The 12,280-nt window shown below is 34.0% G+C and carries 9 protein-coding genes, 4 tRNA genes and 2 pseudogenes; 6 read left to right on the top strand and 9 right to left on the bottom strand.

All coding sequences use genetic code 11. From position 1 onward, the window contains the following. The 3 genes and pseudogenes from A9G32_RS04190 to A9G32_RS12965 all read left to right on the top strand — a co-directional run. On the top strand, positions 1-697 hold a 697-nt coding region (locus A9G32_RS04190; RefSeq protein ID WP_141672875.1), incomplete at its 5' end, for an IS3 family transposase. 78 nt (positions 698-775) lie between these two features. Further along, positions 776-847 (top strand): annotated as a pseudogene (locus tag A9G32_RS13570) (integrase core domain-containing protein); the annotation flags it as partial. Positions 848-898: 51 nt separating this feature from the next. Next, positions 899-1,075 (top strand): annotated as a pseudogene (locus tag A9G32_RS12965) (integrase core domain-containing protein); the annotation flags it as partial. 185 nt (positions 1,076-1,260) lie between these two features. Here A9G32_RS12965 and A9G32_RS04185 read toward each other — a convergent pair. From A9G32_RS04185 to recA, 8 genes are all read right to left on the bottom strand, one after another. Further along, positions 1,261-1,337, bottom strand: a tRNA-Arg gene (locus A9G32_RS04185). 19 nt (positions 1,338-1,356) lie between these two features. After that, positions 1,357-1,433 (bottom strand) — tRNA-Arg (locus tag A9G32_RS04180). Positions 1,434-1,452: 19 nt separating this feature from the next. Continuing rightward, a tRNA-Arg gene (locus A9G32_RS04175) sits at positions 1,453-1,529 on the bottom strand. Positions 1,530-1,547: 18 nt separating this feature from the next. Further along, a tRNA-Ser gene (locus tag A9G32_RS04170) sits at positions 1,548-1,640 on the bottom strand. 123 nt (positions 1,641-1,763) lie between these two features. Beyond that, positions 1,764-1,964: a carbon storage regulator CsrA gene (csrA, locus tag A9G32_RS04165; protein WP_034913196.1), complete on the bottom strand. Its 201-nt coding sequence runs from the start codon at positions 1,962-1,964 to the stop codon at positions 1,764-1,766. A gap of 131 nt (positions 1,965-2,095) precedes the next feature. Continuing rightward, a complete protein-coding gene (gene alaS / locus A9G32_RS04160; RefSeq protein ID WP_065589841.1) occupies positions 2,096-4,729 on the bottom strand; it encodes an alanine--tRNA ligase in 2,634 nt (877 codons plus the stop codon). A 204-nt stretch (positions 4,730-4,933) separates the two neighbouring features. Further along, the gene (locus A9G32_RS04155) at positions 4,934-5,440 is read right to left on the bottom strand and encodes a regulatory protein RecX (RefSeq protein WP_176701313.1); all 507 of its coding nucleotides are present in this window, start codon (positions 5,438-5,440) and stop codon (positions 4,934-4,936) included. Beyond that, on the bottom strand, positions 5,433-6,479 hold the full coding sequence (recA, locus tag A9G32_RS04150; RefSeq protein WP_034913207.1) for a recombinase RecA: 1,047 nt from the start codon (positions 6,477-6,479) through the stop codon (positions 5,433-5,435). The genes A9G32_RS04155 and recA overlap by 8 nt, the downstream gene beginning before the upstream one ends. Before the next feature lie 516 nt (positions 6,480-6,995). On the opposite strand from recA, the gene A9G32_RS04145 reads away from it, so the two are divergent. Genes A9G32_RS04145 through A9G32_RS04135 form a run of 3 tightly spaced genes read left to right on the top strand, consistent with a single transcriptional unit; the run spans position 6,996 to position 10,477 of the window. Then, the gene (locus A9G32_RS04145; RefSeq protein WP_065589839.1) at positions 6,996-8,240 is read left to right on the top strand and encodes a PqiA/YebS family transporter subunit; all 1,245 of its coding nucleotides are present in this window, start codon (positions 6,996-6,998) and stop codon (positions 8,238-8,240) included. A 15-nt stretch (positions 8,241-8,255) separates the two neighbouring features. After that, positions 8,256-9,893 carry an intermembrane transport protein PqiB gene (gene pqiB, locus A9G32_RS04140; RefSeq protein ID WP_065589838.1) on the top strand — a complete coding sequence of 546 codons (1,638 nt, stop codon included), beginning with the start codon at positions 8,256-8,258 and terminating at the stop codon, positions 9,891-9,893. Next, positions 9,890-10,477 (top strand): PqiC family protein, encoded by a 588-nt coding sequence (locus tag A9G32_RS04135; RefSeq protein ID WP_080702350.1) that lies wholly within the window; start codon positions 9,890-9,892, stop codon positions 10,475-10,477. Before pqiB ends, A9G32_RS04135 begins: the two co-directional genes overlap by 4 nt. 44 nt (positions 10,478-10,521) lie before the next feature. On the opposite strand, the gene pabB is transcribed toward A9G32_RS04135, so the two are convergent. Continuing rightward, complete coding sequence (pabB, locus tag A9G32_RS04130; protein WP_176701312.1) at positions 10,522-12,279, bottom strand: aminodeoxychorismate synthase component I; 1,758 nt, start codon at positions 12,277-12,279, stop codon at positions 10,522-10,524. Position 12,280 lies beyond the last annotated feature (1 nt).

The raw sequence follows: 12,280 nt of genomic DNA, 5'->3' as shown, positions 1-12,280 counted from the left end.
TGATTCGGTGATTGTTTCGGTGTTGAATGCTATCACGGACAGGCATTTACGCTGGGGCTTTCCTAAATGCTTTAATCGTATCAAAAAGCTCGGCTATAAATGGAATCATAAACGGGTATATCGGGTGTATTGTGAATTAAAGCTTAATCTCAGGATAAAGCGTAAACAGCGCATTCCTCCACGAAGCCCAGAAAGGCTATCAGCACCCAATAAACAAGGTGAATGCTGGTCAATGGATTTTATGAGTGACAGTAGTCGTAATCAGCGTCGCTTTAGGACATTCAATGTCATCGATGACTTTAATCGTGAGGCGTTAGGGATTGATATTGCAGTAAGCTTACCAGCAGGAAGGATTACCCGTTACTTAGACAAACTGGCCGAATATCATGGGTATCCATTAAAAATACGGGTCGATAATGGGCCAGAATTTACAGGAAAAACCTTTATAAACTGGGCTAAATCACATAATATAACCATTGATTATATCCAGCCCGGTAGTCCTTATCAAAATGGCTATATTGAACGATTTAATCGTACCTATCGTACTGAAGTACTCGATTTATATCTTTTTAACAACTTAGCACAAGCAAGGAAAATAACCGAAGAATGGTTAACGATTTATAACACCGAAAGACCGCATGAGGCATTAAATAACATGACACCGATTGAGTATAAAACACTAAAACAAGCAGCATGATTTTCTACGTGAGTTGTGTACTAAGTTTGGGGTATTTACACCAACGTTTCAACTCAAACGTCAGATTAAGTAAAGACTATTACAGCTTATGCCTATTGGTATAATCATAAACGATTACATTCTTCGTTAGGCTACTTGCCTCCCGTTGAATTTAAAAAACACTTACCCCTTAATTTTTTGTTTGAAAATGTGTTGCCATTCCAACCTTATCAAAATGGCTATATTGAACGATTTAACCGTACTGAAGTACTCAATTTATATCTTTTTAACAAATTAGTACAAGCAAGGAGAATAACCGAAGAATGGTTAATGATTTATAACACTGAAAGACCACATGAGGCATTAAATAACATGACACAGCCGAATATAAAACATTAAAACAAGCAGCGTAATTTTCTACATTAGTTTTAACTATGCGGTATCAAAATTTCCAAAATATACAAATAAACGTACAAAGTGGTGTGATGAGTAGTTCTTCGCTGTTTTTGAATCTGGATATAATAAGATAAGTTTTTATTTTTTTTATTATTGCTATAACTGATAAAGTGTTCGAAAGTGGTTAATGGCGCACCCGAAGGGATTCGAACCCCTGACCGCTCGGTTCGAAGCCGAGTGCTCTATCCAGCTGAGCTACGGATGCGTTTTGAATTTATTTAAAATGGTGCATCCGAAGGGATTCGAACCCCTGACCGCCCGGTTCGTAGCCGGGTACTCTATCCAGCTGAGCTACGGATGCGTTTTGAATTTATTTAAAATGGTGCATCCGAAGGGATTCGAACCCCTGACCGCCCGGTTCGTAGCCGGGTACTCTATCCAGCTGAGCTACGGATGCATATTTTAATTTATTTAATGGCGGTGAGAGAGGGATTCGAACCCTCGATGCAGCTTTTGACCGCATACTCCCTTAGCAGGGGAGCGCCTTCAGCCTCTCGGCCATCTCACCAATGTATTATGATTTTGCTTTAACAACAAAATCATAATGTGTGGCGCACATATTACGTTTTACAAAAAATAAGTCAAACATTTTTTTGCTTACGCGTGCTAGTTGTTTATTTCCTGCCCAATATTACCCTATGGACTTAGGTATTTCATCATTTGCTTCTTGTGGTTGATGAATTTTGTTATATATTTCTTCCCTATGAATAGAAACTTCTTTAGGTGCATTAATACCTACTCTGACTTGATTTCCCTTCACGCCCAAGATGGTAATAACTACATCATCACCAATTATTAGTGTTTCACCTACTCTCCTAGTTAAAATTAACATTAGATCTCCTAATATCAGTTAAGTATATATCCAAACAATTTTAATATATAGCTTTATCAGCCCCCATCAATAAGACGGGATTTTACAGAAAACTCTAATATTCAATTAACAAATATTTTGAGTCTATCTGGCTAATTTGCTTGTAATTTATTACTGATTTCCTTTTTCACAGAAGATAACGCTTCTGGTAATGCCGAGAGATCCATTCCACCTGCTTGAGCGAAATCAGGTCGCCCACCCCCTTTACCGCCTACTTTTAATGCTAATTGGGAAACCAAATCTCCTGCCTTAACTATATTGACTAAGTCATTGGTTACACCTGCAGCTAAATTGATCTTATCATCATTGACAGCGGCTAAAATTATTACACCTGTCTTTAATTGATTTTTCAGATCATCAATCATAGTCCGTAATAATTTTGCTTCAACATTATCAAGTTTAGCAATTAGTAAATGTTTATCATTGATTTTTTCACATTGATTAAGTAATTGTGCACTTTCTTGGCTAGCTTTCTGTGCTTTTAGTTGTTCAATTGTTCTTTCAAGCTGTTTAGTTTGCTCGATCAATTGCTCAATGCGCACTAAAACTGCCGATTTGTCACTTTTAGTTAGTTGTCCAATTTGAGTTAATAAATTAGATTCATTATGGATCAGATCCATTGCATTTTGCCCTGAAGTTGCCTCAATACGGCGTACACCAGAAGCTATGCTTGATTCTGATATTATTTTAAATAACCCAATATCACCAGTTCTATTTACGTGAGTACCACCACAAAGTTCAATTGAAAAATCGCCCATTGTTAGAACTCTAACGATATCTTCATATTTTTCACCAAATAAAGCCATAGCGCCTTTATCTTTAGCTTTATCAATTGGCATTAGCTCAATATCAACAGGTAAATTACGACGAATCTGTTGATTTACTAAGTTCTCTATTTCAATAATTTGTTCTGGCGTAATGGCTTGATTATGTGAAAAGTCAAAACGTAAATAGCTATCATTAACTAGAGACCCTTTTTGGTGGACATGGTTGCCTAAAATACGTTGTAAAGCCGCTTGTAATAGATGCGTAGCTGAGTGATTACGTCGAATACGTTCACGCAACTCAACATCAATAGCAGCAATGACATTATCACCAACTTTTAAAGAGCCTTTTATAATTTGACCAAAATGACCAATACTTTTACCATATTTTTGGCTATCAAAAACACTAAATTCAAGATTAGCCGCAGTTAGTAAGCCTTTATCACCAATTTGGCCACCAGACTCTCCATAAAATGGTGTTTTGTCTAAAACGACAATAGCTTCATCACCTGCGTTAATATTTTCGACTTTTTGGCCGTTTTTAAATATAGCAATAACTTTTCCTGATGATTCTGTTGCTTGATAACCTAAAAATTCAGTTTTATCATCAAGCTTGATAACATTACTATAATCAACATTAAATGAGCTTGATTCGCGAGCTCGCTTTCGTTGCTCTTCCATGCATTGGTTAAAGCCATCTTCATCGATAGTAATGTTTTTTTCACGACACACATCTGCCGTTAGATCTAATGGAAAACCATAAGTATCATAAAGTTTAAATGCGATATCTCCAGGTAAAACTTTCCCCGTTATTTTGGTTAATTCCTGATCTAATAAAGATAATCCTCGTTCAAGAGTCTTTAAAAATTGCTCTTCTTCAATTTTAAGTGCATTTTCGACTAGTTTTCGATTTTTTTCTAATTCAACCGCTGCGCTTCCCATCACACCAATTAATGGTTTAACTAGTTTATAAAAGAAAATGTCTTTTGTTCCTAGCATATGCCCATGACGCACTGCGCGTCGAATAATGCGTCGTAGTACATAGCCTCGCCCTTCGTTTGAAGGTAAAACTCCATCTGAAATTAGGAATGCACAAGAGCGGATATGGTCGGCAATAACGCGTAGCGATTTATTTTCTAAATCTTTAGTCTGAATAACGTTAGCAGCATCATTAATTAATTTCTTAAACAGATCTATTTCATAATTAGAGTTGACGTGCTGTAGCACTGCAGCAATACGTTCTAGTCCCATACCAGTATCCACAGATGGCTTAGGTAATGGTTCCATTGTTCCATCGGGATGGCGATTAAATTGCATAAAGACAATATTCCAAATTTCTATAAATCTGTCACCATCTTCTTCTGCGCTACCAGGAGGTCCTCCCCAAATGTGATCACCATGATCATAGAAAATTTCGGTGCAAGGACCACAAGGGCCGGTATCACCCATCTGCCAGAAGTTATCTGAGGCATACGGAGCACCTTTATTATCACCGATACGAATTATGCGTTCTTTAGGGATACCGATTTCTTTTTCCCATATTGCATATGCTTCGTCATCTGTCTCATAAACGGTAACGGTTAACTTCTCTTTAGGTAGGTTAAACCACTCTTTGCTGGTCAATAATTCCCATGCAAAATGTATTGCATCATGTTTAAAGTAGTCACCAAAACTAAAGTTTCCTAACATCTCAAAAAATGTATGGTGTCGAGCAGTATAACCAACATTATCTAAATCATTATGTTTTCCACCAGCACGGACGCAACGTTGCGATGTTGTTGCTCTAGTGTAAGAACGCTTATCAACACCAAGGAATACATCTTTAAATTGATTCATTCCAGCATTAGTAAATAATAATGTTGGATCATTGTGTGGAACAAGGGAACTACTTGCGACAACTTCATGTCCTTTGCCACGGAAAAAGTCAAGAAAACTTTGACGAATTTCTGCAGTACTTTTCATTTATGCTTCCATATAAAACGATAGATTTTTAAACATAGTAATATACCCGTTACAACTAAAGTTGAAAAGTAAATCTTCCTAAATTGGAGTGGAGCTAACTAATATTTATTACAAGTAAATAGGGATAAAATAAAAAAGAATTAATGAGCTTTATTTGTAATAGGCTTTAAATTATATATTTCGTATTCTAGATATTATAATTATTTAAGTCAACAAATCGTAAGCAGCTTTAATATCATCTTGTGTATAACCTCTAGCAACTAAAAACTGAATAGCTTTTTGTTTTTTATTGTTATTTTCTGGTTTGATTTGTTTTATCTTTTTTAATAATTGTTTATATGCAAGGTTTTCCCAGTTGATATCAGATGTTTGCAATAGCTGATGGCTTAAGTCAACAGATAACCCCCGTTGTTTGAGTTCCATTGCAATTTTATACTTTCCGTAGCCTTTATTGGCACGCATAACAATATATTTTTCAATATAGTGGGTGTCATTTATCCAATTTTGATTAATACAATATTCAACCACATCTTGTATTTCAGCTTTTAGGGTACTCAATTGGTCATGATATTCATCTTCTGTACTTTGTAGCTTTTTTGCAAAAAAGAATATCATTTTTTGGCTTAGTTCATACGAAGAGTGATCGCGCTGTGCAAGTAATTGCACAGCTTTATTTAGGATTGATTTATTGAGTTTTTTTTCATTATTCAATGCTGTCATTTTCTAATGAAGTATCGTCTTCAGGTGCTGTAAAATCTGCAGGGCTATTTAGTAATAAATCACGTAGTTTTGTTTCGAGCTCTTTTGCGATTTCAGGATGTTCTTGTAAAAACTTAATTGAGTTAGCTTTACCTTGTCCAACTTTTTCGCCATTGTAGCTATACCATGCACCAGCTTTATCAACTAACTTATGTTTAACCCCTAAGTCAATCAATTCGCCTTCTTTAGAAATACCACAACCATAAAGAATCTGGAATTCTGCTTGTCTAAAAGGTGCTGCAACTTTATTTTTAACCACCTTAACGCGAGTATCACTACCAATAATATCTTCGCCTTCTTTCACAGAACCTGTGCGACGAATATCAAGGCGAACAGAAGCATAGAATTTTAGTGCATTACCGCCTGTTGTTGTTTCTGGGCTACCAAACATAACACCAATTTTCATACGAATTTGGTTAATAAATACAACTAAACAATTTGCATTTTTGATATTCGCAGTTAGTTTACGTAATGCTTGTGACATTAAGCGAGCTTGTAATCCCATATGAGAATCGCCCATTTCACCCTCAATTTCAGCTTTTGGAGTTAATGCTGCGACTGAGTCGACAATAATAACATCAACAGCACCAGAACGAACCAAAGCGTCGCAAATTTCAAGGGCTTGCTCTCCTGTATCAGGTTGAGAAACTAATAAGTCGTCAACTTGAACGCCTAATTTAGCTGCATAAATTGGATCGAGTGCATGTTCAGCATCAATAAATGCACAAGTCTTACCTTCTTTTTGAGCTTGTGCTATGACTGATAAGGTAAGTGTTGTTTTACCAGATGATTCTGGCCCAAAAATTTCAACAATTCGACCCATTGGTAAACCGCCAATACCTAGAGCAATATCAAGACCTAAAGAACCTGTAGATACAGCATCTACATCTAACGTTTGGGTGTCCCCTAAACGCATAATTGAACCTTTACCAAATTGTTTTTCGATTTGACTTAATGCAGCAGAAAGTGCGCGTTGTTTGTTTTCGTTCATATTATAAAATTCCAATGAGTTAGGATTGGTAATATTATACTGTATTGTTATACAGTATCAAGTTTTTTTCTCAACAATTATTTAGTTAACTATGGAAATTAAGACACAAATTTTATGGATGATTTGTTTTATGTAATAATTGAAACTAACAAATGGTGATGAAATATTGATATTCAAGATTAAATTTATTGAATTATTTTGTTAATTTTATAGCTGTGAATTTTTATCAAACCTAAATTAATATTGATTATTTTAGTATAATGAAAAGAATAACGCATTTTATAAAGATTATATTTGATAATAATCAAAACCCACTAATTTAATTTAGTAATACTTTCATAAAAAAATGTCATTTGATATGATTAGCTTTGGAGCTAATATAACCAACTTTTATTCATTAAAATATTTGTTCTTCAAGAAACTATTTAATAATAACTCATTAATTTCATACTCAAATGTTATATTACTCTGAAATATTTATTTAGGTTAAAATATATTTCGAAATAAAGGAAAACAATGACCATTGATAAACAACATTATGTTTTATGCTCACACTGTGATTTGGTCATAGAATTGACTGATATAACAGTAGGGCACAAAGCTGTTTGTCCACGCTGTAATACTACATTAGCTAAAAATAGTAGCAATATGAAATTTAGAGCTGCTATGTATGCAGCTTGTTCATTAATTATGATTATTGTCGCCTGCGGCTTTGTCTTTATTGATATCCGAATTGTAGGAAATTACATTGGCGTTAGCGTATTAGATATTCCTAAGACCCTTTATTTTGATAAATATAGCTATGTTTCAGCGCTTTTTATTTTATTTGTTTTACTTTTCCCTATATTCAATTTATTAATCATCGTCCTGCTTTGCTCCAGAATTCAATTAACAAAATATCGCAAACGCGATCTACTTATTGTTTATGAAAAATTTCAACATTGGTGTATGCCGGAAATCTTTCTTACTGGTGTTTTGGTCAGTTTTGTTAAATTAATGAGTTATGGCAGTATTGGGGTCACTGGTACGTTTTGGGCGTTTTGTCTATTTGTCTTTTTTTATATAAAATCTTTAGTTATTTTCTCGCCTGAAGTAATTTGGAACGAAATTCATCGTAATAACTTTGCTGTTAATTCATTGAAAGTTGGAAAAACAGGAATTAGTCAAAATCTAAAATTATGTAATTGTTGTCAGGCTATATTACCCATACATTATAAAAAATGCCCTCGATGTAAACAAAAAAGTAAAATTAGGGATCGTGATAAAATACAATGGACTATAGCTTTATTAATTACTTCATTAATTCTTTACATTCCAGCTAATTTATTTGGAATTATGATAACCGTTGTTTTGGGGGCTGCATCAACTTCAAATATCATGGATGGAGTTATTTATATGTGGCAAGCAGGTGATGTACCTGTTGCTCTTGTTATTTTTCTCGCTAGTGTTGTTATACCAATTTTAAAAATTATTTCACTAAGTTGGCTTTGTTATTTTGCATTAGCAGTAAAACGAAAAAATAAGAATAATTGTTTAAAAATGAAAAAATTATATAGTGCAGTTGAGTTTATTGGTAAATGGTCAATGATAGATATATTTGTTGTTTCTGTCGTTTGTTCTTTAGTGAGAAATCAGCAAATGATGGGTGTTTATCCTGATATTGGCGTTACATTCTTTGCAACTGTCGTTATTATCACAATGATTGCATCACAAAAATTTGATCCTCGTTTAATTTGGGATCGTCCGCAAAATAGAAAATAGATTAATAGGAACAATATGGCAACATCAAGTAAATTGGCAAAAATAATTAAAATTAGAGCTATTTCAGCAATATGGATTATTCCCATTGTCACTGCAATTGTTGGTCTATGGATAATCTACTCTCATTATGCTGATAGAGGTACCTCGTTCACATTACTTGCAAAAGACGCAAGTGGCATTGTTGCTGGCAAAACGGTAATTAAAAATCGCAGTGTTGATGTGGGTATAGTCGATGAAGTGACTTTATCTGATGACTACCAGCAAGTGGTTATAAAAGGCCGTGTTTATAGCGATATGGCTCCATTGCTGAAAAATGATTCGATTTTTTGGGTCGTCAAGCCAGAAATTGGTCGTGATGGGGTAACGGGATTAGGTACTATTTTATCGGGTGTCTATATAGAATTAGCCGCAGGGAACGATAATCATAGTTTTCAAAATAAACCTTTTGTGCTTTCTGATGCGCCTCCGTTGTCTGATCCTAGTATCAAAGGTATTCGTCTAAAATTAGAAAGTGAGCAAAATGGTGTGATTCCTCGAGGGGCAGCTATCATGTTTCATGGTTATCGTGTAGGGAATGTGGAGACCTCGGAATTTGATGTTGAATCGCGTAAGATGAAATATCAAATTTTTATTACTAAACCTTATGATGTGTTAGTAACACAAAACGTACGATTTTGGAAAGAAGGAGGTATCAATTTAACTCTTTCATCTCGAGGTGCAAGCCTGGATGTCCCTTCTCTGGATGTATTAATGTCTGGAGGAATTAGTTTTGATTTACCCGAAGGCTCCAAATTAGGTGCACCCGCTGAGCAAAATGCAGTTTATACATTATATGAAGATAAAAAATCTATCCAAGATTCGCAATATACTGAATATAAAGAATTCCTTATTATGCTTTCTGATTCTATATCGGGGTTAACAGAGGGAGTACCAGTTGAATATCATGGTATTAGATTAGGAACAGTGTCTAAAGTACCATTTTATACCGCTGAAATGTTAGAAAAATCATCAATTTTAAATAAAAGGGTGCCGATATTAATTAGGATAGAGCCTGATCGTTTATCTGAATTAGTTGATGAGAAAATCGATATTGCCGCTTTGATAATGAAAGAACAAAAAAATGGGTTAAGAGCGTCATTAAAAACTTCAAATATGTTCACTGGTGCGCTATATATAGATCTTGATTTTTATCCTGAGTTAAAAAATAAGTATGATCCACAACTAGCGAAGCAGTTTGGTTACGATACAATTGAGGCTACTTCGACAGGAATTGCGCAAATTCAGGCAAAAATTATGCAGTTACTTGACAATTTTAATAATTTGCCACTTAACAACACACTATCACAGTTTAATCAATCACTAGCTTCAAGCGAACAGTTAATGAAATCATTAAATCAGATTATGGCAAGTAAAGAGATGCAAAATATGCCAAAAGATCTGCAAAAGACATTACGATCATTAAATGAAACAATGAAAGAATTACAACCTGGCTCTGAACTAAATAACCAAATGAAAGAGAGTTTACAAAAAGTGCAACAGATGATGGATGAATTAACGCCATTACTTAATACTCTCAATGATAAGAGCAATGCACTGATTTTTTCTGCTCCAGCGAAGAAAGATCAAGAGCCTAAAGCAAAAGGTAAAAAATGATGAACAAAATATATAAAAAGCTACTTACAATCATATTTATGCCATTACTTGCAATATTAGTCGGTTGTTCAGCTAACAACCCAAGTAAAAGCTATTTTCAACTAACTAGTAATTTACAGAGTTCAGTATCGCAAAAAATAAAAACTACCAAATATTTTATTTGGATTGAGTCGGTAGATGTGGTGAGTTTTTTAAATAAACCAGGTATTGTATTACAAACTGATAATATCAAATATGAAACAGCAACGCATCATTTATGGGCATCAACACTATCTCAGCAATTGCAAGAACGATTGACGCAAGATTTAACGGTCATGTTACCAAATTATTTAGTCTCTAGCAGATCAATTACAACGCCAACATTGACGGTAAAGTTATTTATTGATGGGTTTCATGGAAGCTATACTGGTGATGCGGTGATTAAAGGACGGTGGGTTGTTACTGATAGTAAAAATAATATTGAAAGCAAACCATTTGAACGCTATGTTCCTTTAGCAAGTAATGGATATGATGCTTTAGTTAATGCGCTATCTAAAGGTTGGCAGGATGAAGAACTAGACTTTGCAAACTCAATAAAACTTTAATGTCATAATAATATTCCGCCATAATGTTGGCGGAATATTTGAATTTAAACGGTAATTGATCTTAATGATCGTTTGAACTGACTAAAAACCTTGTCATCAATTTCTATCCATTTACGAACACTATTGATAAATGCGATTTTATCGGCTTTTAAAAGGTCATCTTTTAAAATCGTTTTTTCTAACAATTGATTGTGATCTAAATAAAATTGTCTCATGGTGCCAGCTAGTAACCCCGATTCTTTTTTAGGGGTAATCCATTGATTATTAATCCGCAATGCGAGGTTACCGTTAACAAATTCAGTTATTTCATTGTGTTGGTTAAAATTAATATATTCTTTTCCTGTAATTAAATTAGGAAAATGCTCCCGATTAGACGTTTTATGATACAAATATACGTTTTGGTTATGAACGCACTGCTTTGCAAATTCGATTTCATTGATCTGCATTGGCGAGTTAATTGTATTCTCGCTAATGGTATATAGCCCATTTTTTTGCAGTAAAATTCTGACTTTATAGATATTTCCAATATTTTTATTAGTTGCATTTGCCAACTTAATAAGTTGCAACTTAATTGCATTGATATCATAGTTAAAATCAAAATAATCAGCTGATTGAGAAAGTCTGCTTAAATGTTCTTCCAATAAGAAAAATTGTCCTTTTTCAAACAATAATGATTCAATGATATATTTGGGAAAAGAAGTGGTACGAGTTAAAATTGCTGTTTTAGCTAAAATCTCATTATATTCATCTTGTGAGGTTGAATCCCAAGTGATCCCACCGCCAACACCATAATGCATTTGTTGATTGTGTATGGTTAAAGTCCGAATTGGGATATTGAATATAGCTTTGTTCATATATGGTTCAATATATCCAATTGTCCCGCAGTAAACTCCACGTGGTGAGTTTTCAATATCTGCAATAATTTGCATTGTACTGGTTTTAGGCGCTCCAGTTATCGATCCACAAGGAAATAGTGCTTGAAAAATATGATATAAATTAACATGTTCTTTCAATTCACCTTGAATCATAGAAGTCAATTGCCAAACGGTTGGATATTTTTCGGCTGAAAATAATTTTGGAACTGTAACTGATCCTGCCTTTGCAACCCGACTTAAATCATTACGTAATAAATCAACAATCATCATATTTTCAGCTTGGTTTTTTTCAGAGAATAATAATTCTAATTGTTGTTTATCTTGATGATTATTTAAACCGCGCGCAGTTGTTCCTTTCATTGGTTTTGTTGTAATAATTTTATTTTCTAACTTAAAAAATAATTCTGGCGAAATTGATAAAATACAATAATCGTCAAACTCAATATAAGCGCAATAGTCGGCTTGATTGTTCTTTTGTAGAAAGTGGTAATAATTAATAGCACTTTCATTAAATGGAGTGGTAAATTGAATTGTATAGTTGGTTTGATAAGTATTGCCTGATTCAATTTGAGATCGAATAAAGTTAATTTTTTGATTATATTCCTCAATTGATGTATCGCTCATCAAATCAAAATTTGGTGGAGTGTAATCACTTATTTCTACATGTTTTTGCTCAATGATAGAAAATTTATCAAAAATACCAAATATCAATAGCGGCAAATCATAATTCTGTTTTGTTTTATTTTCACTATTGAACCCCATTGCGCTTTCATAAGCGAGATATCCAACCGCATAATAGCCTTGTTGTGTGAATTTTTCGATTGAATCAAATTGTTGTTTGATTGTTGAATAATCATCAGACTTTAAAATGGCGATAGGGTTGCAAAAATATTTATGTTGACCTTCAAAGTCGATATGAATTTTCATT

The organism is Gilliamella sp. Gris3-2 (genome assembly GCF_001690345.1).
GTDB classification, from domain to species: Bacteria; Pseudomonadota; Gammaproteobacteria; order Enterobacterales; family Orbaceae; genus Gilliamella; species Gilliamella bombi.
This window is presented reverse-complemented; position numbering and strand designations above follow the sequence as displayed.

Coding starts and splice junctions, on each gene's coding strand:
- csrA (WP_034913196.1), bottom strand. CDS start 1,964: ATGTTAATTTTAACTAGGAGAGTAGGTGAAACACTAATAATTGGTGAT.
- alaS (WP_065589841.1), bottom strand. CDS start 4,729: ATGAAAAGTACTGCAGAAATTCGTCAAAGTTTTCTTGACTTTTTCCGT.
- recA (WP_034913207.1), bottom strand. CDS start 6,479: ATGAACGAAAACAAACAACGCGCACTTTCTGCTGCATTAAGTCAAATC.
- A9G32_RS04145 (WP_065589839.1), top strand. CDS start 6,996: ATGACCATTGATAAACAACATTATGTTTTATGCTCACACTGTGATTTG.
- pqiB (WP_065589838.1), top strand. CDS start 8,256: ATGGCAACATCAAGTAAATTGGCAAAAATAATTAAAATTAGAGCTATT.
- A9G32_RS04135 (WP_080702350.1), top strand. CDS start 9,890: ATGATGAACAAAATATATAAAAAGCTACTTACAATCATATTTATGCCA.
- pabB (WP_176701312.1), bottom strand. CDS start 12,279: ATGAAAATTCATATCGACTTTGAAGGTCAACATAAATATTTTTGCAAC.